This is a genomic window from Arthrobacter sp. CG_A4, from assembly GCF_035985125.1.
Taxonomy (GTDB): domain Bacteria; phylum Actinomycetota; class Actinomycetes; order Actinomycetales; family Micrococcaceae; genus Arthrobacter.
In genome coordinates this window covers 1-24,188 of the sequence record NZ_JAXCID010000021.1, presented here as the reverse complement: position 1 = coordinate 24,188, position 24,188 = coordinate 1, and the positions used below count along the sequence as shown (strand labels likewise).

The window sequence follows — 24,188 nt, the reverse complement described above, 5'->3', positions numbered from 1 at the left end:
GGCGGGACTATTTCGGTTCACCTGGCGGCGCTTCAACTGTCAACTCTTGCAGTGTCCGGTGAACTGTTACGCCCCAATAGATGAACGTTAGCTGAACCGGAACCGGATTAGCAGGAGATTACGGTTTCCGCCGCGGGCCAGAGCATAAGCTGGAGCCGTGGATCCAATGCTCATCGGCGTGATCGCCGGCCTGGTCGGCCTGTCTCTTGGCATGTTCGGCGCGCTCGCGTTCCGGGTCAGCGAGCAGCAGCGCCAGCTGGTGGACAGCGGGTTCGAGGACCCGTCAATCCCCGAGGGCGCCGCGCAGGTGCTTGCCGTCATCGGCCGGGCCTTCGTGGTGGTGGACGCGATCGACGGCGTCGTCCGGGCAAGTCCCGCCGCCTACGCGTATGGCCTGGTGCGCGGCCATACGGTGGTGCACCAGCAGCTGCTGGAAATGACAGCCAGGGTCCGGCGCGACGGCGTCATCGTCGAGAAGCAGCTCGAACTGCCTCGCGGTCCGCTGGGCCAGGGCACCATCGTGGTCCAGATCCGGGCGGCCGTGATCGCCGAAGACTACATCCTCCTGCTGGCCGATGACCGGACCGAATTCACCCGCACCGAGGAAGTCCGGAACGACTTCGTTGCCAACGTCTCGCACGAACTGAAGACGCCGGTCGGAGCCATCTCGCTGCTGGCGGAGGCCCTCGAGTCCTCCGCGGACGATCCGGAGGCAGTACGGCGCTTTGCCAAGCGCATGCACAAGGAATCCGCCCGGCTGGCCGCCCTGGTGCAGGACATCATCGAGCTCTCCCGCCTGCAGGGCGCCAATGTTGCGCAGCAGGGACGGCCCGTGGATATCAACACGGTGGTGTCCGAGGCCGTGGACCGGTCCCAGCTCCCAGCCGAAAGCAAGAACATCGAGCTGGTCGTCGGCGGACACCCGGACGCGATGGTCTACGGCGACCAGGACCTGCTCGTGACCGCGCTCCGGAACCTGATCGACAACGCCATCCGCTACTCGCCGGAAAACACCAGGGTGGGCGTGGGTGTGCGGGCCAAGGACGGACTGGTGTCGGTGGCGGTGACGGACCAGGGCGAAGGGCTCAGCCCCGAGGACCAGGAGCGCGTCTTTGAGCGCTTCTACCGCGTGGACGCAGCCCGTTCGCGCCACACCGGCGGCACCGGCCTGGGTCTGAGCATCGTCAAACACGTCATCTCCAACCACGGCGGCGAAGTGACCCTCTGGTCACAGCCGGGGCAGGGCTCCACCTTCACTATCCGGCTTCCTGAGATGGAAGGCCCGGACGACGCCGTGGCCCCCGCGGCACGCAAACCCGCGGCGCAGGCCGTCACGGCGGCGAAGGCCGTCACCCCACAACTCAGCGACGCCGCCGGCGTCCATGAACAAGGAGCTAGCGCTTGAGTAGGATTTTGATAGTCGAGGACGAAGAATCGTTCAGCGACCCGCTGTCATACCTGTTGGGCAAGGAAGGGTTCGAGGTTGCGGTGGTCGATAACGGGCTGGACGCCATCACCGAATTCGACCGCAACGGCGCCGACCTCGTCCTCCTGGACCTGCAGCTCCCCGGACAATCCGGCACCGAAGTCTGCCGCCAGCTGCGGCAGCGTTCCTCCGTTCCGGTGATCATGCTGACCGCCAAGGACTCGGAAATCGACAAGGTGGTGGGGCTCGAGCTCGGCGCCGACGACTATGTCACCAAGCCCTACTCGTCCCGCGAGCTTGTCGCCCGCGTCCGGGCTGTACTGCGCCGCCAGAGCGAACCTGAGGAGCTGGTCTCCAGCACCGTTCAAGCCGGTCCCGTCCGGATGGACATCGAACGGCACGTGGTCAGCGTCGCCGGCGAGAAGGTCTCGCTGCCGCTGAAGGAATTCGAACTACTGGAAATGCTGCTGCGGAACTCCGGACGGGTGCTCACGCGCGGGCAGCTGATCGACCGGGTCTGGGGCTCGGACTATGTAGGGGACACCAAAACCCTCGACGTCCACGTCAAACGGCTGCGCGGCAAGGTGGAGCCGGACCCCTCGGCGCCGCGGTTCCTCATCACCGTCCGCGGGCTGGGCTACAAGTTCGAGCCCTAAGGGCAGATGCCCCGCTGGAGGCCAGGCGGCCATGGGGCTACCGGGGCACGGAGTCCGGCACGGAGGTTCGGCACCGACGCTCGCACAAGGCAGCGACAGAAGAGGAGAGGCACCCGGACCGGGTGCCCCTCCTCTTCTGTTCGAGCCCTTGCTATGCGTGGTCTTCTGCCGGTGCAGGCTAGTGGCCCCCCGCGGCGCTCTGCGAAGGGGTCGACGTCGGCGTGGCCGAGCCGGTGGGCTCGCTGCCGGCCGGCAGGTACTGCTTGTAGTCGGCGATGGTGCCGTCCAGGACAGGAACCTTGAACTTGGCATTCTGGTTCGTGCCGTCTTCCAGGATACTGACCTCGAACATGGAGCCCGGGATGCCGCCGGTACTGCTGAGAATGGCCTCATCCGCAGAATCATTGAGCAGCGTGTAGGAGTTCGGCTTGACCGGAACCTGGGTTTGCGAGCCGCCGGAGCCGGTGATGGTGAGCTTCACGGCGCTGGAGGAGGAGTTGTAGACGGCGCCGATCACTCGGCCCGGCCTGTCCTCACCGGCGGATATGATCATCATGTTCCGGAGCTGCAGGGGGCCGAGCTCAGTATTCGTGCCGTCCGACGCCGAGTACTGCGCGGAGGTCTGCTGGGGGTTGGTGTAGCCGCAGCCGGTGACCGACAGCAGGCCGATGCCAAGTGCAGCCGTTGCCATTGCCAGCTTGCCGCGCCGGCCCCGGTTCATCGCAGTGAAACGCACGTCACGCACTCCTTGAGAGTCTTGAACAGTATTCAGCCATAGCCTATCCGTAATCGTCGGTAAATATGGATTCGGCCAGGACGCAGTGGTGCAGGTTCGGTGCTCCGGCAGGGACAACGCGGCCCCTTGGCAAGGGCGGGCCGATGCACTAATATCCGCATCCGTCAAGAGGGTTTCGAGGGTCGATTACGGCCATTCCCCCCGGATTCATGCGGTTCGCGGGCGCGATCCGTGGCAGTCATATGCCTTAAACGTGATAAACTGGTCTGCGGGAAAGGGGAATGTCCACATGGTTTTTGAGGTCGGCGAAACAGTAGTTTATCCTCACCACGGTGCAGCCAAAATTGAAGAAATCAAGATGCGCACTGTCAAGGGCGAAGAGAAGATGTATCTCAAGCTCAAGGTGGCCCAGGGTGATCTGACCATTGAAGTTCCAGCAGAAAACGTTGATCTAGTTGGGGTCCGGGACGTAGTGGGCAAGGAAGGTCTGGAGCACGTTTTTGAAGTGCTGCGGGCCGAGTTCACTGAAGAACCCACCAACTGGTCGCGTCGATACAAGGCAAACCTGGAAAAGCTTGCATCCGGTGACGTCATCAAGGTGGCAGAGGTCGTCCGCGACCTGTGGCGCCGTGATCACGATCGGGGTCTCTCCGCAGGGGAGAAGCGCATGCTGGCCAAGGCCCGCCAGATTCTGATTTCAGAACTGGCTCTGGCCGAAAAGACGGATGAAGAGAAGGCTGCAAGCGTTCTCGACGAAGTCTTGGCTTCCTAACAAGAATTGAACCCCGGCAGCTGAAGGCTGCCGGGGTTTCTTTTTGGCCCTTTTCAGCCCGGCCGCCGGGTTGAGCTATCAGTCCGGGTCGTTCCGGGCGCCCGTTAGGGACCAGAACTGATAGCTCAGTGGGATGACCGGGGCAGCCGGGACGTAGTCTTGAGCCCATGGACTCTGCATCGACCATCCCCGCCACGGCGGTCATCGTCGTGGCCGCCGGCTCCGGCCAGCGACTGGGCTACGGAATGCCCAAGGCCAAAGTTCCGCTCGGCGGGGACAGCATCCTCACCCATGCCCTGCGCGGAGTCGCCGCAGCCGGCATCGCGCGGCAGGTCTGCATTGCGATCCCGCCCGGAGATCCCGAGCTGCAGGCACTGTGCCTGACATTCGCACAGGAGCTCAAAGCCGAACATCAGCTCAACGCAGGCACCGAAAACGGTGGACAGCTTCCCGTGGTGACCATCGTCGACGGCGGAGACACCCGGGCCGATTCGGTGCGGGCCGCGATGGCGGCGCTCCTTCCTGAGACGGAGGCCGTCCTGGTCCACGACGCCGCCCGCGCCCTGACGCCCGAGTCCGTCTTCCACCGGGTGGTACAGGCCCTCGCCGCCGGCGCCCTCGCTGTCATCCCGGTGATCCCCGTCGTGGACACAGTCAAGACCGTGGAACCAACCACCGGCCAGGACGCCGCAATGGCCCCGGAGCTGGTCACCGGCACCGCGCCGCGGGAGAGCCTCCGCGCAGTCCAGACACCGCAGGGCTTCGAGTTCGCCACCCTCCAACGCGCCCACGACGCCGCGGCCCGGTTCGACGCCGGCCAGGCGGCCGCCGTCACGGACGACGCCATGCTGGTGGAGCTCCTCGGCGTCCCCGTCCATGCCGTGCGCGGCGCCAGCCAGTCGCTGAAGATCACGACGCCGCTGGACCTGATCATCGCCGAGGGGCTGCTTGAGGGCCCGCTGGGCGCGCGCTGGGTGGAAGGCTGAGCATGTCCAGTGGTCCCATCATCCCGCGGACCGGGATCGGCATCGATGTCCACGCCTACGCCCCGGACGACGCACCCCAGCCACTCTGGCTCGGCGGGCTGTTCTGGGAAGGAGAGCGGGGGCTATCCGGCCATTCCGACGGCGACCCCGTCGCCCATGCGGCCGCCGACGCCCTCTTCTCCGCCTGCGGGATCGGGGACCTCGGCACGCATTTCGGCACCGACCGGCCCGAGTATGCCGGGGCCTCGGGTGTGACCCTGCTGGCCGAGGCCGCCCGGATAGTCCGCGCCGCGGGCTTCGAGATCGGCAACATCGCCGTGCAGTTCGTCGCCAACCGGCCACGGTTCGGTCCGCGCCGGGAGGAATCCCAGCGCGTCCTCGGCGAGGCGGCCGGGGCCCCGGTCAGCGTCTCCGCCACCACCAGCGACGGCCTCGGTTTCACCGGCCGCGGCGAAGGTATCTCGGCGACGGCGACGGCGCTCGTTTACCCGTCGAACTAAGCACGCACGGGGTCCGTCGCCTAGGCTTGGGGAACCCCCGTCCCGCAATCGCCAGGAGACCTCCCGTGAAAAAGCTGCTGCCCGCCGTCGTCCTCTCGATGGGACTGCTGCTGACCGGCTGCGCCGGGACGCCGAAGATGAGCGTCCAGGACAGCTGTGCCTTCCTGAACAAGGACACCTTCGTACCCAGCGGAAACCAGCAACAAAAAGCGGATCAGATCGCCAAGCACTACCAGGACGTCGCGGACAAGGTTGCCCCCGAGGTGGCGGCCCCGATCCAGGAGATGGCCGACACCATGAAGCAGGTGGCCGGTTCCTCGCTCGGGGCCGAGAGCGCCGAGCAGACCAAGAAGCTCACCGAACAGCACAACAAGATCGGCGAGTACTGCAAGTAAGGCCGTCGGCCCGGCCCGCCGCCGTCGGCCCGGCCCGCCGTCGTCGCCCGGCCCGCCGTCGTCGCCCGGCCCGCCGTCGTCGCCCGGCCCGCCGTCGTCGCCCGGCCCGCCGCCGTCGCCCGCCGCCGCCGCCGTCGCCCGCCGTCGGCTAATCTGGAGCGGTGACCCTGCGCTTCTATGACACTGCATCCGCCAAAGTCCGCGACTTCGTCCCCCTGGTTCCGGGCAAAGTGAGCCTCTACTACTGCGGCGCCACGGTGCAGGGTATGCCGCACGTGGGGCACATCCGCTCCGCCATTGCCTTCGACCAGCTCACCCGCTGGCTGCAGTACCGGGGATTCCGCGTCACCGCCGTCCGCAACGTCACCGACATCGACGACAAGATCCTGGCGAAGTCGGCAGCGTCCTTCGCCCCTGGCTTCGAGGACGAGCCGGGCGCGGTCCGCGAGGAGGAATGGTGGGCGCTGGCCTACCGCTACGAGCAGGCATTCCTGGCGGCCTACGACACCCTGGGCGTCTCCCGCCCCACCTATGAGCCGCGCGCCACCGGCCACATCCCGGAAATGCACGCCCTCATCCGGCAGCTGATCGACCGCGGCCACGCCTACCCCGCCCTTGATGATTCCGGCGACGTGTACTTCGACGTGCGCTCCTGGGCCAAGTACGGCTCGCTGACCCGGCAGGACATCGATGACATGCAGGGAGCCCCCGACGTCGAGGCCCAATTCAGCAACAGGAAGCGTGATCCCCGCGACTTCGCGCTCTGGAAGGGCCACAAGGAAGGGGAGCCGACGACGGCGGGCTGGGCCTCGCCGTGGGGCACCGGCCGTCCGGGCTGGCACCTCGAGTGCTCCGCGATGGTCACCAAGTACCTCGGCACCGAATTCGACATCCACGGCGGCGGGCTGGACCTGCGCTTCCCGCACCACGAAAACGAGATGGCGCAGTCCCAGGCCGCGGGCAACGGCTTCGCCAATTTTTGGATGCACAACGGCATGGTCACCTACGCCGGCGAAAAGATGTCCAAGTCCATCGGCAACACCGTCAGCCCGGCCGAAATGCTGGAACTCGCCCCGCCGCGGGTGGTCCGCTACTACCTGGGCCAGGCCCAGTACCGCTCCGTGCTCGACTACCAGCCCACCTCACTGCTGGAAGCCAGCGCCGCCGTCGAACGCATCGACGGGTTCATCAGCCGCGCCCTTCGGAGCACCATGACGCATGACGGCGCTGTCGGCCTCGCCAGCTACGGCATCGTCCCGGACGCCTTTGCGGCCGCGATGGACGATGACCTCAACGTACCGCAGGCCCTGGCGGTACTGCACGACACGGTCCGCGCCGGCAACACCGCCCTCATCGCCGGCGAGCCCGACGCCGCCCGGCAGGCACTGGCCAGCGTCACCGACATGCTGCGTGTCCTTGGTCTCAACGACACCGCGACGCCGGCCGCGGACGAGCACAGCAACAATGCCCTCGGCGTCCTCGTGGAAGCGCAGCTCGCGGCCAGGGCGCAGGCCCGGGCGAGCAAGGACTGGGCCGCTTCGGACTCCATCCGCGACACTCTTGCCGCTGCCGGCGTTGAGATTGAGGACGGCCCGGACGGCGCGAGCTGGAGCCTCACGCGCGGCTGACAGGCCGAGCCTTCGGGGTATGGAACGTTCTGCGGGCACGGACCTGCCCTGCCGCCGGTCGGGGATTTAGTTCGAGTCAGTAGACTGGGGGTCAGACTTGTCAACGAATCGCGTATTTAAAAGGGTGGAACTCATGGCCAACAACGGTCGCCGGTCGGTCAAACTTAAGAAGGGCCCCAGCGTCGGAACCGGCGGTCACGGCCGCAAAGCTCTTGAAGGCAAGGGCCCCACCCCCAAAGCGGAGGACCGCCCGTATCACAAGGCCCACAAGAACAAGCAGCTCGCGGAACGCTCCGCGGCCAAGCACCCGGGAGCCGCGCGCAACGCCGGCGCCCGCTCCGGACCCAAGGGCCGTGCCACCGAGGAAGTCGTCACCGGTCGCAACTCGGTCGTCGAGGCCCTCCGCGCAGGCATCCCGGCCAAGGCCCTTCATATTGCCATCCGCATCGAGATGGACGACCGCGTCAAAGAGTCCCTCAAGCTGGCCGCTGAGCGCGGCATCCCGCTGCTTGAGACCGGCAAGCCCGAGCTGGACCGAATGACGGACGACGCCATCCACCAGGGTCTGGTGCTGCAGATCCCGCCGTACGAATACCAGGACGCCTACGAGCTGGCCGAGCAGACCCTCGAGAGCTGGAAGCGCGGCCACGTGGCCAACGCCCCGCTCTTCGTCGCGCTCGACGGCATCACCGATCCGCGCAACCTTGGCGCCATCATCCGCTCGGTGTCGGCCTTCAGCGGCCACGGCGTCATCGTCCCGGAGCGCCGCTCCGTCGGCGTCACCGCCTCGGCCTGGAAAACTAGCGCCGGAGCCGCCGTCCGAGTCCCCGTGGCACGCGCCGCGAACCTGAACAACACGCTCAAGGCGTTCAAGAACATGGGCATCTATGTACTGGGACTCGACGGCGACGGCGACGTTTCGCTGCCCGAGCTGGCCCTCGCCACCGAGCCGGTCTGCATCGTTGTGGGTTCCGAGGGCAAGGGCCTGAGCCGCATGGTGCGCGAAAACTGCGACCAGATCGTTTCAATCCCGATCGACTCTGCCATGGAGTCACTCAACGCCTCCATGGCCGTCGGCATCTCCCTCTACGAGATCTCCCGCCAGCGCGCCGCCAAGTAGTTCTTCGGTTGGGCTGGGTCCGCCGCTGGTTGGGCCCGCCTCACCGGAGTTTTGCCGTCGCTTAGCGTTCAGCCTCTTCCAACCTTCGCAAGCTCAGTTCAGGTTCCTCGGAGCTTTTCTTCCTCCCGACGCTCCGCTCGGCCTCGGGCGGCCTCGTTCCGCTCTGGTCGGCGATGCGCTCCTACGCAAAACCCCGGTTCCGGCTCGCGACCCTAAGCGCCACTCGCTTTGGACAGTAGCGCTCCCTCACGTCTCGTGGGGGAGCGTTTGCCTTTGGCACCCAGAGTCGGGGCACCCTGGTCCAGACGCGCGACGCGCGTTCCTTCTGCGACGCGCATTCCTTTCTGCGATGCGCAAATTTCCTGGCGCTACGGGAATGTCAGTAGCGCCAGGAAATTTGCGCGTCGCCAGGCTTTATCCGCCGCGTCAGAGCAGTAGGGCACCTGTCCGGCCGTGCGGCCCAACGATCCCCTCAGGCGACAACGGACACGAGCTACGGCCAGCTCAGCGACGGCCAGGCGCCGGAACGGGCGGGTGACCATGGCGAAACTGGCCACCGCGCCGGTCCGGGCGGGTGACTGCAGCGAACCCGACAGTAAGCCTAGAACTTGTGGCGGTTGGCGAGGACCGGGAGTTTGGCGCGGGCTTCCTTGACGACGGCGGGGTCCAGCTCGGCGAACAGCAGACCGGGGGCGCCGTCCAGCTCTTCGAGGACCTCTCCGAAGGGGGAAACGACGACGGAGTGCCCGATACCGGTGGGCGCCGCTCCCCTGGGGACGATGCCCAGGCTTGCCGGGTCGCCCTGGCCGCAGGCGAGGACCAGGGTGGTGGAATCAGCAGCACGGGCCCGGGCCAGGAGCTTCCATTGTTCGGCTTTGCCGGGACCGGAGCCCCAGGAAGCGCAGACAATGTTGACCTCGGCACCGCGGTCGGCGTTCTCGGTGAACAGGTCCGGGAAGCGGACGTCGTAGCAGGCGGCCAGGCCGAAAGTCACGCCGCCGAGCTCGAAGACAACGGGCTCGCTGCCGGCGTCGACGGTGTCTGACTCCTCGAAGCCGAACGCATCGAAGAGGTGGATCTTGTCGTAGCTCGTGTCCACGCCGCGGCCGGTGACCAGCAGGGTGTTGCGCACCTTGCCGGGAGCCCCGCCGCCGTCCGCGGTTCCCGGCGTGAACATCCCGGCGACGATCACGATGTCCTGCTCCGACGCGATGGCACGCACGCGCGAGGCCCAGGGGCCATCCAGCGGCTCCGCGACGTCGAGCAGGGAATTGCCGAAGGCGCGCATGGTCGCTTCGGGGAACACCACGAGCTGCGCGCCGCCGGCCCTGGCCCGGCCGGCGTATTCCGCCACGAGGGCCAGATTCCCGGCAGGATCGCGGCCGGTGATGATTTGAGCCAGTGCAACCCGCACAATTACCTCCAAAGTGGGCGATCCAATCCAGTATGCGGCGCCACGGCTACGTACACCGCACGTGACCAGAGTTTCGGGATCACGGCCATTTGTTCGGCCCCGCTAAGCTTTAAGCGATGGTTATGACCTATGTAGACACAGCTTCCACCGTAGACGACTCACGCGCGTTTCCGCTGGGAATCAGCGTTCCGTGCACCGGCTCGCCGGCCATTGACGATCCCCGGGGTGCCGTCGCCAATGTGGCCGTCTACGCTCCCGGGGTGGCCACCCTCGAGATCGCCTATCAGGCGCCCGGCGGCACCTGGCAGCTCAAGACGCTGCCCAACATCACCGACGGCGTCCACCACGGCATGGTGGAGGGTATTCCCGCCGGGTCGTGCTACGGCTTCCGGAGCTCACCGGGCCATGAGGCGCTCCCGCTGCCCATGCCGACGGTGGATTTCGACGTCGAGGACGGGCAGCCGCTCCTGCTGGACCCCTACGGCCGGGCCGTGGACGAGCGCCACGAATTCCTCACCAGTGTCCGGATGGCCGGCGGCTTCGACTGGGGCAGTGACTCCGGCCTCCGGACTCCGTGGCGGAACAGCATCATCTACGAGGCCCATGTCCGCGGCCAGACCAAACTCCACCCGGACATCCCGGAGAACCTTCAGGGCACCTACGCCGGCATGGCGCATCCGGCCATGATTGAGCACCTGATCGCGCTCGGGATCACCGCGGTCCAGCTCCTGCCGGTCCACTTCCATGTGGACGAACCGCACCTGCAGAACCTTGGGATGACGAACTACTGGGGCTACAACACGGCGGCGTTTTTCGCCCTGCACCCCGGCTACGCCACCCGGTCGGCGCAGGACGCCGGCCCGCAGGCAGTCCAGGACGAGTTCAAAGGCATGGTCAAGCTGTTGCATGCCGCCGGCCTGGAGGTCATCCTCGACGTCGTCTATAACCACACGGCCGAGGGCGGCACCGACGGTTCTGCCTTGAGCTTCCGCGGCCTTGGCGAGATGCAGTATTACCGCAATGACGGCCACGGCAAATATGTGGACACCACCGGTTGCGGCAATAGCCTCGACTTCAGCGAACCCCGCGTGGTCCAGCTGGTGCTGGACTCCCTGCGCTACTGGGTGACCGAGTTCCACATCGACGGTTTCCGCTTCGACCTCGCGGTGACCCTGGCCCGCAACGCGGCCAACGAGTTCGATCCCCGGCACCCCTTCCTCGTCGCGGTCGCCGGTGACCCCGTCCTCTCCGCCACGAAGCTGATCGCCGAACCGTGGGACATCGGCTACGGCGGCTGGCAGACGGGCCGGTTCCCGGCAGGCTGGGTGGACTGGAACGACCACTTCCGCGACGCCGTCCGCAGCTTCTGGCTCGCTGACCGCGCCGCGATCGACGCCGGCGGTCACGGCGGCTCGGTGGCCCGCCTCGCGGACGCACTGTCCGGCTCAGCCAGCCTGTTTGAGCCCTCGGGCCGGTCCAGGCTCGCCTCGGTCAACCTCATCACGGCCCACGACGGCTTCACCCTGGCGGACCTCGTCTCCTACGACCGCAAGCACAACGAGGCCAACGGTGAGCAGAACCGTGACGGCCACGGCGACAACCGCAGCCACAACCACGGCTTTGAGGGTCCCACCGAGGACGAGGACGTCCTGGCCCGGCGCGCCCAGACCAGCCGCAACCTCATGGCGTCCCTTATGATCTCCCTCGGAGTGCCCATGATGACCGCCGGGGACGAGATCGGTCGGACCCAGCAGGGCAATAACAACGCCTACTGCCAGGACAATCCCATCACCTGGATCGACTGGACCAGCACCCCGGAATCCCACGCCATGCTGCGGACCACCAAGCGTGTGATCCGGCTGCGCAGGGAATTCCTGGCCGGCCAGCCGCACGACTACCCGGCGCGCGATCAGCAGTCCTACTTCCACTGGTTCGATGCGCACGGCGGGACGATGTCCGGAGCCAGCTGGAACGATCCCGGCCAACGGGTAGTCCAGCTCCTGCTCGGTTCCGACGACGGCCACGTGGACGGCCTCGTAGTGGTCAACGGCAGCGCCCTCGACGTCAAAATCACCCTGCCCCTGCTCAGCAACGAAGAGGGCACCGGCAACCGCCTCTTCGAACTGCGCCTGACCACCTCCGAACTCCACGACCGGCGCCAGGGCGTCCGGGTCTCTGCCGGAGAGCGGGACATTATCCAGGCGAATTCCATCAACATCTACCGCACGTAGTTCCGGCCGAACGGAATGGGGCAGGCAATGAGACTTTGGGGAGAGTCACTGTAATTTTGGGGAGAGTCACAGTGAAGGTTCAACGGCTCGTTGCCCTCCTTGCCCTCCTTGCCCTGCTGGCGGCACTGGTGGTGCTGGCGGTGTGGACGGGCGGAGGCCCGCAGACCGGGACTGCCCGGCCAAATGTCACCGCGTCCGACGGCGGTGCAGCCGCGGCTCCCGGGCCGCCGGGTCCCGCTGCCTCGAGATCCCCGGCCCCGGGCCCTGCCCCGGGCCCGGCCGGCGCCGCGAACCCTTCCCGGCTCACCGAGGTGAAAGCGTCGGAGCTGCCCGCCGAGGCCCGCGAGACCCTTGCCCTGATCGCAACGGGCGGCCCGTATCCCTACTCCCGGGATGACGTGTCCTTCGGGAATTTCGAGGGGATCCTGCCCCGTAAATCGCCGGGCTACTACAAGAAATACACGGTCCGCACCCCCGGCGAATCAGACCGGGGCGCCCGCCGGATCGTGGCTGGCAAAACCGGCGAAAAATACTATACGGCGGACCACTACAACTCGTTCATCTTCATCATCGAAGGCAAGTGAAGGAACCCATGAAGATCTACTCCGCAGACACCTGGACCATCGAGGAACTGCAGGCCCTGGTGCACGACGCCGGCCGCCGCGCCCTGGTGATTCCCGCGGCGGACACGAAGCGGACCGTCCTGGCGATTTTCGCAGAAACGCTCGACTTCCCGGCGGATTACGGCGTCAACCTTGACGCCCTCAACGACTCGCTGCATGACTTCGCCGACGCGGTCTCCGACGGCGGACAGGCCCCGATTACGTTCATCTGGGAAGTCCCGGCAGTTTTCCGCGCGGACCGTTCCTTCGGCGTCATCTGCGAGATCCTGCAGGACGCCGAAGGCTACGCCGGCAAGAACCTGTCCGTGATCGCCGTCTGCCTCTAAGCCGCGATCCACCGCCAATAGTTGGCCGGGACGGCAAGAGCGCCGCGGACCGGATGACCGGTCCGCGGCGCCCCATGCGGATCAGGACTAGGCGTTGACGATCAAACCCAGCTCGGCTTTTGACGCCAGGGCCTCATGCTTGGGGAGCACCCGGACGGTGTAGCCGAAGGACCCGGAGCGGTCGATGACGAGGGTTCCGCTGAAGAGGTGGCGGCCCTTGCCGAGGTCCTCCACGGCTGTCAGCTCGGCCACGGTGACGTCCGCCAGTTCGTCGCTTTCCTCGGCCCTGCCGTAGGCCACCTCGACGGACACATCGTCCGGCGTGAGCTCGTGGAGGGCCACATAAGCGTTGACCTGAAGCAGGTCACCGATCTGCGGGTCTTCGGAGACGCCCACGGAGTCCACATGCTCCACCTGGATCCGGGGCCAGGCCGCCCGGACCCGGGAGGTCCAGGACGCGAGGTTCTTTGCCTGGGCGAAGTTCTCCGCCACGGCGCGGCGGCCCGCGACAGCGGCCGGACGGTACAGGACGTTGACGTAGTCCTTGAGCATCCGGTCGGCGGAGACGGCCGGGCCCAGGTGGGACATCGTGTGCTTGATCATCGACACCCAGTGCGTCGGGACTTTTTGCGGTCCGGGCTGTGAGGGACCGGCCGCGCCGGCGCCGTCGGACACCGTCAGGCCGTAGAACCGGGGCGCTACCTGGGTCTCGAGCAGCTCGTAGAGCGCCGCGGCCTCGATGTCATCGCGCTCCTCAGGTGAGGCGTCGTTGTTGGCGGTGGGGATTGCCCAGCCGTTCTCGCCGTCGTACATCTCATCCCACCAGCCGTCCAGGACCGAAAGGTTCAGCGAACCGTTCAGGGCAGCTTTCATGCCGGAGGTGCCGCAGGCCTCGAGCGGACGCAGCGGGTTGTTCAGCCACACATCGCAGCCGGGAAACAGCGTCCGGGCCATGGCGATGTCGTAGTTGGGCAGGAACGCTATCCGGTGCCGCACGGCGGGGTCGTCGGTGAACCGGACCAGGTCCTGGATCATCTTCTTGCCCGCGTCATCGGCCGGGTGGGACTTGCCGGCGATGACCAGCTGGATGGGGTGCGTCTTGTGCAGCAGCAGTGCCTTGAGCCGTTCGGGCTCGCGCAGCATAAGGGTGAGGCGTTTGTAGGTCGGCACGCGCCGGGCGAAGCCGATCGTCAGGATATCCGGGTCCAGCACGGAGTCCGTCCAGGCGAGTTCGGCGTCCGCCGCGCCGCGCTTCTTCCACGCCGACCGGAGCCGGCGCCGCACGTCGTCGACCAGGGACACCCGCATTTCGCGGCGGAGGGCCCAGACGTCCTCGTCGCTGACGTTGTAGGCCAGGTCCCAGCGGCCGTGCGCTTCCGCTTCTGCGCCAAACTGGTCGCGGGCCAGCTTGGAGACGCGCGGGTCCACCCAGGTGGGCACGTGGACGCCGTTGGTGACCGAGGTGATGGGCACCTCCGAGTGATCGAATCCCGGCCACAGGGCCGAGAACATGCCGCGGGACACCACACCGTGCAGCTTGGCCACACCGTTGGCGCGCTGGGCCAGGCGCAGGCCCATGACGGCCATGTTGAAGACGAAAGGGTTGCCATCCGTGAAGTCCTCGCGGCCGAGGTTCAGGATCTTGCCCACCGGGACGTCGGGGGCCAGCCCGGCGTCGAAGAACTGCTGGATCTGCGAGGTCTCGAAGCGGTCGATCCCGGCCGGGACCGGGGTGTGGGTGGTGAACACGGTGGAGGCGCGTCCGGCGGCAAGGGCTTCCTCCCAGCTCAGCGGTGCCGGTCCGGACATCAGTTCCTGGATCCGCTCGATGCCCAGGAAGCCGGCGTGGCCTTCGTTGGTGTGGAAGACCTCCGGCGTCGGGCTGCCGGTGAGCTTCTGGTAGGCGCGCAAGGCCTTGACTCCGCCCATGCCGAGCAGGAGTTCCTGCTGGAGCCGGTGGTCACCGCCGCCGCCGTAGAGGCGGTCAGTGATGCCGCGGGCGGCGTCGTCGTTGCCCGGAACGTTCGAGTCCAGCAGCAGCAACGGGACACGCCCGACGTCGGCACGCCAGACGTGCGCCAGCAGCCGGCGCCCGTTGGGGAGCGGCAGCGAAATCTGGACGGGACGGCCGTTGCCGTCCGCGGACGCCTCACGCAGCAGCGTCAGTGGCAGTCCGTCCGGGTCCAGGACCGGGTAGGTTTCCTGCTGCCAGGCGTCGCGGGACAGCGACTGTTTGAAGTAGCCGGCCTGATAGAGCAGGCCGACGCCGATCAGCGGCACGCCGAGGTCGGAGGCAGCCTTCAAATGGTCGCCGGCCAGAATGCCGAGGCCGCCGGAGTACTGGGGCAGGACCTCGGTGATGCCGAATTCGGGCGAGAAGTACGCGATGCAGGCCGGCGCGTCGTCGCCGAGGCTCTGGTACCAGCGCGGGTGCTCGAGATACCGGTCAAGGTCGTCAGCGCCCGCGTGGACGCGGCGCACCACGTCCTGGTCCGCGGCAAGCCGCTGCAGTTCCTCGCGGCTGACCAGCCCCAGGAACGTCACGGGATCGTGGGCGCTCTCGGCCCAGATCTTCGGGTTCAGCCCCTCGAAAAGCTCCCGGGTGGGCCGGTGCCAGGACCACCGAAGGTTGGTGGCCAGCCGGGCCAGCGGCCGGATTGACTCGGGGAGAACGGTTCGGACGGTAAATCTGCGGATAGCCTTCACCTGCGAAAGACTAACGGACAAGATCGAGCCCCGGAACCGCTGGGGGATACTTTTGCTTAAATGACGGATTGCGGTCCGAAAAACGTCCGGAAAAGCCGAGCAGACTTAGCAATCTGGCCGATTTGTCGATAACGTCGAGCCTGTGACGACTAACTCTCGAACCAGCGCCGTGTCCAAGCAAAAGCCAAAGGCCCTGATCACGGATGGCCTTCGATTTGGCCGTTTTCCGATCACCGCCGTGCAGCCCGCGGTGGAAGGCGGGATGTTCCCTGCCAAAGCCGTGGCGGGCGAAAGTATCGTGGTGGGGGCCACTGCCTTCCGCGAAGGCCACGACATGCTCGGCGTCAGCGCTGTTCTCCTGGACCCCCGGGGGAAGGAGCGCCAGCGCGTCCGCCTCGCCCCGCCGAGGGGAGACCGGGGCAAGGGCACCGACCGCTGGGAAGGGCTCCTGACTCCTTCCGCCACCGGCAACTGGTCCTTCGTCATCGAGGCCTGGCATGACCGCTACGGCACCTGGCACCACAACGCCGAGGTCAAGGTGGAGGCCGGGATCGACGTCGAACTGATGCTGGCCGAGGGCGCCGCCCTGCTCTCCGAAGCTTCCGAGGACTCCGCGCGCCCGTCCGCTGACCGGCGCACGCTGCGGATGGCCGTCGTTGTCCTGTCCGACGCCACCCGGACCCCGGAGGAGCGTCTCGCCGCCGGGTTCAGCGCCGGGGTGGCCGCCGTCGTCGATCGCCAGCCGATCCGCGAACTGGTGACGGTCTCCGCGCCGTACCCGCTGCTGGTGGAGCGCGAGCTGGCCGGCCGGGGCGCCTGGTACGAATTCTTCCCCCGTTCCGAAGGGGCTGTCCGCAACCACCAGACCGGCGAATGGATGTCCGGGACCTTCCGCACCGCCGCGACGCGACTAGATGCGGTCGCCGGTATGGGCTTCGACATCATTTACCTGCCGCCGGTCCACCCGATCGGCAGCCAGCACCGCAAGGGCCCGAACAACACCCTGCTGGCCGGTCCGCACGATCCCGGTTCGCCGTGGGCCATCGGCGCGAAGGAAGGCGGCCACGACGCCATCCACCCGGACCTCGGCACCTTCGAGGACTTCGACGCCTTTGTGGCACGCGCCGGGGAGCTGGGGCTGGAAGTTGCCCTGGACCTCGCGCTGCAGGCCGCCCCGGACCATCCCTGGGTGGAGAGTCACCCTGAGTGGTTCACCACCCGGGTGGATGGCAGCATCGCCTATGCCGAGAACCCGCCGAAAAAGTACCAGGACATCTTCCCGCTCAACTTCGACAATGATCCTGCCGGCCTGTCCAACGAGATCCTGCGCATCGTGTTGCTCTGGGTGGGCCACGGCGTGAAGATTTTCCGCGTGGACAACCCGCACACCAAACCCGTGTGGTTCTGGGAATGGCTGATCGCCAAGGTCAACAAGAAGCACCCCGACGTCGTCTTCCTCGCCGAGGCGTTCACCCGTCCCGCCATGATGCACGCACTGGGCCGCGCCGGCTTCCAGCAGTCGTACAGCTACTTCACCTGGCGCAATACCAAAGAGGAGCTGGAAGAGTACTTCCAGGAGATCAGCCACGAGTCGCCGGCCTACTTCCGGCCGAACTTCTTCGTCAACACCCCCGACATCCTGACCGGGTACCTGCAGTTCGGCGGGCCGCCCGCGTTCAGGATCCGCGCCGCGCTGGCCGCCACGGCGAGCCCGATCTGGGGCGTGTACGCCGGGTTCGAACTCTACGAACACGTCGCCCGGCCGGGTGCCGAGGAGTACATCGACAACGAGAAGTTCGAGTTCAAGGCGCGGGACTGGGACGCGGCGGCCGAATCCGGCCGGACGCTGGCCCCGTACCTGACCCGGCTCAACGACATCCGGCACGCCCACCCGGCGCTCGGGGACCTGCAAAACCTCACGCTGCACACGAGCACAGACAATGCCACGGTGGTGTACTCCAAGCACAAGACCCTCCCAAACGGCACGAAGGACACCCTGATCATCGTGGTCAACGTGGATCCGCACGGGGTCCGGGAGAGCACGGTGTCGTTGGACCTGGCGGCGCTGGAACTGGATCCGGAGAACCTGACGCCCAACGGCGGCTTCATGGTGGATGATCTGTTGACCGGTGAAAGCTGGGAATGGGGGGAGTACAACTACGTCCGCCTGGACGCCCATGTTGAGCCCGCCCACATTCTGAGCATCCGGAGGGAGAAGCCGTGAGTTTCAGCCCCACGAACCCCAGCCAGCACTTCCGCCCGAAGGGGACTTTCGAACTGAACGCGCCCGGCCTCCAGCATGACCCGCTGTGGTACCGCAAAGCGGTTTTCTACGAGGTGCTGGTCCGCGGGTTTGCCGACGGAAACGGTGACGGCTCCGGCGACTTCCACGGCCTGATCGAGAAGCTGGACTACCTGCAGTGGCTCGGCGTCGACTGTCTCTGGCTCCCGCCGTTCTTCCAGTCCCCGCTCCGCGACGGCGGCTACGACATCTCCGACTACAACTCCGTGCTGGATGAGTTCGGCACCATCAGCGATTTCAAGCGCCTCGTCGCCGAATCGCACGCCCGCGGCGTGCGCGTCATCATCGACCTGCCGCTGAACCACACCTCGGACCAGCACCCATGGTTCCAGGAATCGCGCAAGGACCCGGACGGACCCTTCGGCGACTTTTACGTCTGGAGTGACACGGACGAGAAGTACGAGGACGCCCGCATCATCTTCGTGGACACCGAGGAATCAAACTGGACTTTCGATCCCATCCGGCGCCAGTTCTTCTGGCACCGCTTCTTCAGCCACCAGCCTGACCTGAACTTCGAGAACCCCAAGGTCATCGACGCGCTGTTCGACGTCGTGCGGTTCTGGCTGGACCAGGGGATCGACGGGTTCCGCGCCGACGCCATCCCCTACCTGTTTGAAGAAGAGGGCACCAACTGCGAGAACCTGCCCCAGACCCACGAGTTCCTGCGCAAACTGCGCAAGATGGTCGACGACAGCTACCCGGGCCGGGTGATCATCGCCGAAGCCAACCAGCCGCCGGCCGAGGTGGTCGAGTACTTCGGCACCGAGGAGGCGCCGGAATGCCACATGGCCTTCCACTTCCCCATCATGCCGCGCCTGTACTACGCGCTGCGGGACCAGAAGGCCGCCCCCATCATCGAGACGATGAAGGACACCCCGGCTATTCCCGAAGGCGCCCAGTGGGGCACCTTCCTGCGCAACCACGACGAGCTGACGCTCGAAATGGTCACCGCCGACGAACGCGCCGCGATGCTCGGCTGGTACGCCCCTGATCCGCGGATGCGCGCCAACATCGGCATCCGGCGCCGGCTGGCGCCGCTGCTGGACAACTCACGCTCCGAAATTGAGCTGATCAATGCCCTGCTCCTCTCCCTGCCAGGCAGCCCCTTCCTGTACTACGGGGACGAAATCGGCATGGGGGACAACATCTGGCTCGAGGACCGCGACGCGGTCCGCACCCCGATGCAGTGGAGCCCGGACCGCAACGCCGGATTCTCCCACGCCGACCCGGGCAAGCTCTACCTGCCGGTAGTCCAGTCCCTGGTCTACAACTACAGCATGGCCAACGTCGAGGCCGAGGCCGCGCATTCGGGTTCACTGCTGCGCTGGACCCGCCAGATCCTGAGCGTCCGCAGGAACCACCCCGCGTTCGGGCTGGGCGGATTCGAGCACGTCGAAGCAGACCACGACGTCGTCCTCGCCTACCTGCGCGAGCTTCCGGACGGCAACTCGGCCGGCGAGGACAGCGAAACCATCCTGTGCGCCTTCAACCTGTCCCAGCACCCGGTGGCCACCACGCTGCGGATCCCGCGGTTTGCCGGGCGAGGGCTCCGGGACGTCTTCGGCGGCCAGGCGTTCCCCGCGATCTCCGAGGACGGAACCCTGACGCTGACCCTGGGCAGCCACGACTTCTTCTGGCTGCGGATCCGCACGGCTGCCTCCAACCCGGCATCGCCCTTCACACAGGCGATGCCGATCCTGTCCATCGAAGGCTGACATGACCCGACCCACCCTTACCCCCGCCCTGAGCGGGCTCCTCGGCAGCTGGCTTCCCCGCCAACGCTGGTTCCCCGTCAAGAGCGCCGAGTTCAGCTTCGAGCCGGCCGGCGGCCTTCGCCTGACCGGGACCGGCGCCGGCGGGGCCGCCGGCGGCGCCGGCAACACCTTCGCCGGCGGGGCCGAGCTGGAGGTGCTGCTGGTCGCGGTCAGCTACCCGACGGCGGATGGCAGCCGCACCGACGTCGTGCAGGTCCCGCTCAGCTTCCGCCGCGCGCCCCTGGCCGGCGCGGAGTCCGCGCTGATCGGCGAGACGACGGGTGGCGCTGCCGGCGACGGCGCCCGCTGGGTTTACGACGGGGTGCATGACCCGGAGTTCGTCGCGGCGTGGCTGGAACTCATCCGCGGCGGCGGCACCACTCCCGCAGGCAACGCCACCGGACACCACGTGGCGTCCGGTCACCGTCTGCCCCTCGCCACCGGCGTCGTGAAGGTCCTCACCGGCGAGCAGTCCAACAGTTCCGTAATGGTGGACGACGGCGACTCGGCCGCCATCGTGAAGTTTTTCCGGGTGCTCTCCGAGGGCCACAACCCGGAGGTGGAAATCGGAGCCGCCCTGACGGCCGGGCGCACCGTCGAAGTCCCTGCGACCCTTGGCTGGGTCACCGGGGAGTGGGAGACCGCCGCCGACCCTGCAGGCTCTGCCGACTCTGCCATCTCCGCCGCCGCTGCCGGGACTGCCGGTTCTGCCGCCGGGGGGATGCGGCCCGCCCACGGCGAATTGGCCGTGGCCCACGAATTCCTCGCCGGCGGGCTGGACGCCTGGCGGCTGGCGGTGCACGCGGCTGGCAAGGGCCAGGATTTCACCGCCGAAGCGCATGCGCTCGGAGCCGCCACCGCCACAGTGCACCGGCGGCTGGCCCAGGCCCTTGGCACCACCGTCGAATCCCTCCCGGGCAGCGACATCGCCCCGGGCGTTGCCCAGCGCATCCGCCAGTCCTGGGCCCAGGCCGGGAGTATCGTGGGCAGCTACGACGACGCCCTGGACAGCCTGCTCGGGCGGCTAAAGGGCAGCGGTGCGGGTCCGCTCCAGCGGATCCACGGCGACCTGCACCTGGGCCAAATCCTGCAGGTTCCGGGCGCCGGCGGGTCGCCCCGCTGGGCCATCCTCGACTTCGAGGGGGAGCCGCTCCGGCCCATCTCGGAACGCAACTTCCCCGACGTCCCGCTGCGCGACGTCGTCGGAATGCTGCGGTCCTTCGACTACGCGGCTGGCGCGGCCGCCCGGGAGCATCCCGACGCGGACGTCCCGGAAAGCTGGGTGGACCACTGCGCCGAGGCGTTCCTGGCCGGTTATGCGGGCGTCATCCCCGGAAGCATCGACCGCGATTCGCCGCTCTTCGTGGCACTGTGGCTCGACAAGGCGCTCTACGAAGTCATCTACGAATTGCGCAACAGGCCGGACTGGCTTGCCATCCCGGTGAACGCATCACGTCGTCTCCTCGGCAGTACAGGCTCCGGCGTTCCGGCCGAAGCCGCAGCGGAAGGTATCACAATGACAGGACCAGCACGTATCGATCGGCCCGGAGCCCCCCTCCCCGTGGACCCGGACACCCTGGCGAGGATCGCGGCCGGTGAGCACCACGCGCCGCACTCTGTCCTGGGCGCGCACTTTGATGACCACGGACACGTCACCATCCGCACCGTGAAGCACCTGTCCGAAGCCGTGTCCGTCGTGACGGCGGCCGGGACCTTCCCGATGACCCACGAGTCCGGGGGAGTGTGGGTTGCCGTGGTGGATCCGCTGGAGCCCGGCCATGTGCCGGACTACCGGCTGGACGTGACGTACGAAGGTCAGGCGCCGCAGTCCGCCGATGACCCGTACCGCTACCTGCCCACCGTAGGCGAGGTGGACCTGCATTTGATCGGTGAAGGCCGCCACGAGCGCCTCTGGGATGTCCTCGGCGCCCATGTCCAGCACTACAAGTCGGCATTGGGCGACGTTGACGGCGTCTCCTTCGCGGTGTGGGCCCCTAACGCCCAGGCGGTGCGCGTCAAGGGTGACTTCAACGGCTGGGACGGCCGGGAGTTCTCGATGCGCTCCCTCGGCTCCTCCGGGGTGTGGGAACTGTTCATCCCCGGCGTTGTAGCAGGGGCGTGCTACAAGTTTGAGATCAGGACCAGCCACGGTTACTGGGTGGAAAAGGCGGATCCGCTGGCCTTCGGGACGGAGGTCCCGCCGCTGACGGCGTCCCGCGTCGTCGAGCCCTCCTACGCCTTCAGGGACGCCGAATGGATGGAGGCCCGGGCCGCCCGGGATCCGCACAACGCACCGATGAGCGTCTACGAGGTCCACCTCGGCTCATGGCGGGTTGGTCTCGGCTACCGCGAACTGGCCAAAGAACTCGTCGAGTACGTCAAGTGGCTAGGCTTCAGCCATGTAGAGCTCATGCCCGTGGCCGAGCACCCTTTCGGCGGTTCGTGGGGCTACCAGGTCACGTCCTACTTTGCACCGACCTCCCGCTTCGGCCACCCGGACGAGTTCCGGCACCTGGTTGATGAACTCCACCAGGCGGGCATCGGAGTGCTGCTCGACTGGGTGCCGGCGCACTTCCCCAAGGACGACTTTGCACTGGCCCGGTTCGACGGCGAGGCGTTGTATGAGCACTCCGACCCGAATCTCGGCGAGCACCCGGACTGGGGCACCCTGATTTTCGACTTCGGCCGCAGCGAAGTCCGCAACTTCCTCGTGGCCAACGCACTCTACTGGTTCGATGAGTTCCACATCGACGGCCTGCGGGTGGATGCTGTCGCCTCCATGCTTTACCTGGACTACTCCCGTGAGGAAGGGCAATGGCAACCGAACCGCTTCGGCGGCCGGGAAAACCTGGAAGCCATCTCTTTCCTGCAGGAAGTCAATGCCACCGTCTACAAGACGCATCCCGGCGCCGTCATGATTGCGGAGGAGTCCACTGCCTTCCCCGGTGTCACGGGACCCACGAGCCAGGGCGGACTGGGCTTCGGTATCAAATGGAACATGGGCTGGATGCATGACTCGCTCAAGTACATGGCCGAGGACCCGAACAACCGCAAGTGGCACCACGGCACCGTCACTTTCTCGATGGTCTACGCCTACACGGAGAACTTCCTGCTGCCCATCAGCCACGACGAAGTTGTCCACGGTAAGGGCTCGATGCTGCGCAAGATGCCCGGAGACCGCTGGCAGCAGCTGGCGAACCTGCGGGCGTTCCTGGGCTACCAGTGGGCGCACCCCGGCAAGCAGCTGATTTTTATGGGCACCGAGTTTGGCCAGGAAGCCGAATGGTCCGAGCAGCACGGCCTGGACTGGTGGCTCGCCGACATTCCGGCGCACCGCGGCATACAGCTCCTGACCAAAGACCTTAACGAGCTCTACTCCTCCACTCCGGCCCTGTACGAGCAGGACAACGATCCGGCCGGCTTCCAGTGGATCAACGGCGGCGACTCGGACCGCAACGTACTCACTTTCATCCGGCGCGACAAGTCCGGCAACCCCCTGGTCTGCGCCTTCAACTTCTCGGGAGGCCCGCACACGGCCTACCTCCTGGGGGTGCCGTCGGTGGGTGGGTGGCAGGAAGTGCTGAACACTGACGCCGGAGCCTACGGCGGCTCGGGCGTGCTGAACGAAGGAACGCTGACCGCGTCCGACGCCGGCATGGACGGACAGCCGGCCACCCTCACCGTCACGCTGCCCCCGCTGGGTGCTGCGTACTTCCGGCCGGCGGGCTGACCCAGGACTGACTCAGGACTGACTCAGGACTGACTCATGACGACGGCGGGTATCCCGCCTGGCGCCGCTGCTGGCAAGGGGCCCGGAATCCCCGTGATTCCGGGCTTTTTGGCACCCGCAGGGAGGGTGCTTCCAGGGGGCTTTGTCAGCGGGGCAAAGTGGTGATAGAGTTCAAATCCGCGCTGTTCCCCGGAGTTGAGCGGCCAGAAAGACCCAGAAGCCTATGGCGACACTGGGTCGGGCAGGCCGAATTGACAAGGGTGAAGCGGCCGGGTAACTTTGAAAAGTTGCTCCGGAGCGATCCGCGACTGTTTGGTTGTGGTGGTGCCGGGTGTGTCTGTTGTTTGAGAACTCAATAGTGTGCCAAGTTTGTTGATACCAATTTATTGTATTGAATTGGTTGAATTTGCCGGGCCTGCCACCCCGTGGTGTGGTCCGGTGTTATTTGGCTGGTTTCAAATTTTGCGGCCTTCTTCTTCCGTTTTCCCGGGGGTGTTGGTTGTGTTCGTTTTTGTTTTACTTCAACGGAGAGTTTGATCCTGGCTCAGGATGAACGCTGGCGGCGTGCTTAACACATGCAAGTCGAACGATGACCTGGTGCTTGCACTGGTGATTAGTGGCGAACGGGTGAGTAACACGTGAGTAACCTGCCCTTAACTCTGGGATAAGCCTGGGAAACTGGGTCTAATACCGGATATGACTCCTCATCGCATGGTGGGGGGTGGAAAGCTTTATTGTGGTTTTGGATGGACTCGCGGCCTATCAGCTTGTTGGTGAGGTAATGGCTCACCAAGGCGACGACGGGTAGCCGGCCTGAGAGGGTGACCGGCCACACTGGGACTGAGACACGGCCCAGACTCCTACGGGAGGCAGCAGTGGGGAA

Annotated in this window: 17 protein-coding genes and 1 rRNA gene; 15 read left to right on the top strand and 3 right to left on the bottom strand. The window is 66.5% G+C overall.

Going from position 1 to position 24,188, the window contains the following annotated elements; translation table 11 throughout:
- The first annotated feature begins 166 nt into the window (after positions 1-166).
- Both RCH07_RS10605 and RCH07_RS10600 read left to right on the top strand, forming a co-directional pair.
- Positions 167-1,405, top strand: coding sequence for a sensor histidine kinase (locus tag RCH07_RS10605; protein ID WP_326967469.1), 1,239 nt, complete (start codon positions 167-169; stop codon positions 1,403-1,405).
- On the top strand, positions 1,402-2,082 hold the full coding sequence (locus RCH07_RS10600; RefSeq protein ID WP_326967435.1) for a response regulator transcription factor: 681 nt from the start codon (positions 1,402-1,404) through the stop codon (positions 2,080-2,082). The genes RCH07_RS10605 and RCH07_RS10600 overlap by 4 nt, the downstream gene beginning before the upstream one ends.
- Positions 2,083-2,260: 178 nt before the next feature.
- On the opposite strand, the gene RCH07_RS10595 is transcribed toward RCH07_RS10600, so the two are convergent.
- On the bottom strand, positions 2,261-2,803 hold the full coding sequence (locus tag RCH07_RS10595) for a hypothetical protein (RefSeq protein WP_442784810.1): 543 nt from the start codon (positions 2,801-2,803) through the stop codon (positions 2,261-2,263).
- Between the two features lie 304 nt (positions 2,804-3,107).
- On the opposite strand from RCH07_RS10595, the gene RCH07_RS10590 reads away from it, so the two are divergent.
- From RCH07_RS10590 to rlmB, 6 genes are all read left to right on the top strand, one after another.
- Positions 3,108-3,590: a CarD family transcriptional regulator gene (locus tag RCH07_RS10590; protein WP_024367191.1), complete on the top strand. Its 483-nt coding sequence runs from the start codon at positions 3,108-3,110 to the stop codon at positions 3,588-3,590.
- 167 nt (positions 3,591-3,757) lie between these two features.
- Entirely contained in the window at positions 3,758-4,576 is an 819-nt protein-coding gene (gene ispD, locus RCH07_RS10585; RefSeq protein WP_326967433.1) for a 2-C-methyl-D-erythritol 4-phosphate cytidylyltransferase, read from the top strand.
- A gap of 2 nt (positions 4,577-4,578) precedes the next feature.
- Complete coding sequence (gene ispF, locus RCH07_RS10580) at positions 4,579-5,076, top strand: 2-C-methyl-D-erythritol 2,4-cyclodiphosphate synthase (RefSeq protein ID WP_326967432.1); 498 nt, start codon at positions 4,579-4,581, stop codon at positions 5,074-5,076.
- A gap of 65 nt (positions 5,077-5,141) precedes the next feature.
- A complete protein-coding gene (locus RCH07_RS10575) occupies positions 5,142-5,471 on the top strand; it encodes a hypothetical protein (RefSeq protein ID WP_326967431.1) in 330 nt (109 codons plus the stop codon).
- 161 nt (positions 5,472-5,632) lie between these two features.
- Positions 5,633-7,099, top strand: a complete 1,467-nt coding sequence (gene cysS / locus RCH07_RS10570; RefSeq protein ID WP_326967430.1) for a cysteine--tRNA ligase — start codon at positions 5,633-5,635, stop codon at positions 7,097-7,099.
- A 133-nt stretch (positions 7,100-7,232) separates the two neighbouring features.
- Positions 7,233-8,219, top strand: coding sequence for a 23S rRNA (guanosine(2251)-2'-O)-methyltransferase RlmB (gene rlmB / locus RCH07_RS10565; protein WP_326967429.1), 987 nt, complete (start codon positions 7,233-7,235; stop codon positions 8,217-8,219).
- A gap of 601 nt (positions 8,220-8,820) precedes the next feature.
- Here the strand turns inward: rlmB and RCH07_RS10560 are convergent.
- Positions 8,821-9,633 carry a carbon-nitrogen hydrolase family protein gene (locus tag RCH07_RS10560; protein ID WP_326967428.1) on the bottom strand — a complete coding sequence of 271 codons (813 nt, stop codon included), beginning with the start codon at positions 9,631-9,633 and terminating at the stop codon, positions 8,821-8,823.
- 116 nt (positions 9,634-9,749) lie between these two features.
- On the opposite strand from RCH07_RS10560, the gene glgX reads away from it, so the two are divergent.
- The 3 genes from glgX (at position 9,750) to RCH07_RS10545 (ending at position 12,813) form a co-directional block, all read left to right on the top strand.
- Positions 9,750-11,864 (top strand): glycogen debranching protein GlgX, encoded by a 2,115-nt coding sequence (glgX, locus tag RCH07_RS10555; protein ID WP_326967427.1) that lies wholly within the window; start codon positions 9,750-9,752, stop codon positions 11,862-11,864.
- A gap of 71 nt (positions 11,865-11,935) precedes the next feature.
- Complete coding sequence (locus RCH07_RS10550) at positions 11,936-12,448, top strand: ribonuclease domain-containing protein (RefSeq protein ID WP_326967426.1); 513 nt, start codon at positions 11,936-11,938, stop codon at positions 12,446-12,448.
- A gap of 8 nt (positions 12,449-12,456) precedes the next feature.
- The gene (locus RCH07_RS10545) at positions 12,457-12,813 is read left to right on the top strand and encodes a barstar family protein (RefSeq protein WP_326967425.1); all 357 of its coding nucleotides are present in this window, start codon (positions 12,457-12,459) and stop codon (positions 12,811-12,813) included.
- Between the two features lie 87 nt (positions 12,814-12,900).
- On the opposite strand, the gene glgP is transcribed toward RCH07_RS10545, so the two are convergent.
- Complete coding sequence (gene glgP, locus RCH07_RS10540) at positions 12,901-15,519, bottom strand: alpha-glucan family phosphorylase (protein WP_326967424.1); 2,619 nt, start codon at positions 15,517-15,519, stop codon at positions 12,901-12,903.
- A gap of 142 nt (positions 15,520-15,661) precedes the next feature.
- On the opposite strand from glgP, the gene RCH07_RS10535 reads away from it, so the two are divergent.
- The 4 genes from RCH07_RS10535 to RCH07_RS10520 all read left to right on the top strand — a co-directional run.
- Entirely contained in the window at positions 15,662-17,743 is a 2,082-nt protein-coding gene (locus RCH07_RS10535; protein ID WP_326967423.1) for an alpha-1,4-glucan--maltose-1-phosphate maltosyltransferase, read from the top strand.
- Positions 17,740-19,536 (top strand): maltose alpha-D-glucosyltransferase, encoded by a 1,797-nt coding sequence (gene treS, locus RCH07_RS10530; RefSeq protein WP_326967422.1) that lies wholly within the window; start codon positions 17,740-17,742, stop codon positions 19,534-19,536. The genes RCH07_RS10535 and treS overlap by 4 nt, the downstream gene beginning before the upstream one ends.
- 1 nt (position 19,537) lies before the next feature.
- Positions 19,538-23,305 (top strand): 1,4-alpha-glucan branching enzyme, encoded by a 3,768-nt coding sequence (locus RCH07_RS10525; protein WP_326967421.1) that lies wholly within the window; start codon positions 19,538-19,540, stop codon positions 23,303-23,305.
- Positions 23,306-23,826: 521 nt separating this feature from the next.
- Positions 23,827-24,188 (top strand): 16S ribosomal RNA (locus tag RCH07_RS10520); the annotation flags it as partial.

What these genes read in the sequence shown, in the direction of transcription:
- RCH07_RS10605 (WP_326967469.1), top strand. Translation starts at nt 167, where the DNA reads ATGCTCATCGGCGTGATCGCCGGCCTGGTCGGCCTGTCTCTTGGCATG.
- RCH07_RS10595 (WP_442784810.1), bottom strand. Translation starts at nt 2,803, where the DNA reads ATGAACCGGGGCCGGCGCGGCAAGCTGGCAATGGCAACGGCTGCACTT.
- rlmB (WP_326967429.1), top strand. Translation starts at nt 7,233, where the DNA reads ATGGCCAACAACGGTCGCCGGTCGGTCAAACTTAAGAAGGGCCCCAGC.
- RCH07_RS10525 (WP_326967421.1), top strand. Translation starts at nt 19,538, where the DNA reads ATGACCCGACCCACCCTTACCCCCGCCCTGAGCGGGCTCCTCGGCAGC.
- ispD (WP_326967433.1), top strand. Translation starts at nt 3,758, where the DNA reads ATGGACTCTGCATCGACCATCCCCGCCACGGCGGTCATCGTCGTGGCC.
- RCH07_RS10545 (WP_326967425.1), top strand. Translation starts at nt 12,457, where the DNA reads ATGAAGATCTACTCCGCAGACACCTGGACCATCGAGGAACTGCAGGCC.
- glgX (WP_326967427.1), top strand. Translation starts at nt 9,750, where the DNA reads ATGGTTATGACCTATGTAGACACAGCTTCCACCGTAGACGACTCACGC.
- RCH07_RS10590 (WP_024367191.1), top strand. Translation starts at nt 3,108, where the DNA reads ATGGTTTTTGAGGTCGGCGAAACAGTAGTTTATCCTCACCACGGTGCA.
- ispF (WP_326967432.1), top strand. Translation starts at nt 4,579, where the DNA reads ATGTCCAGTGGTCCCATCATCCCGCGGACCGGGATCGGCATCGATGTC.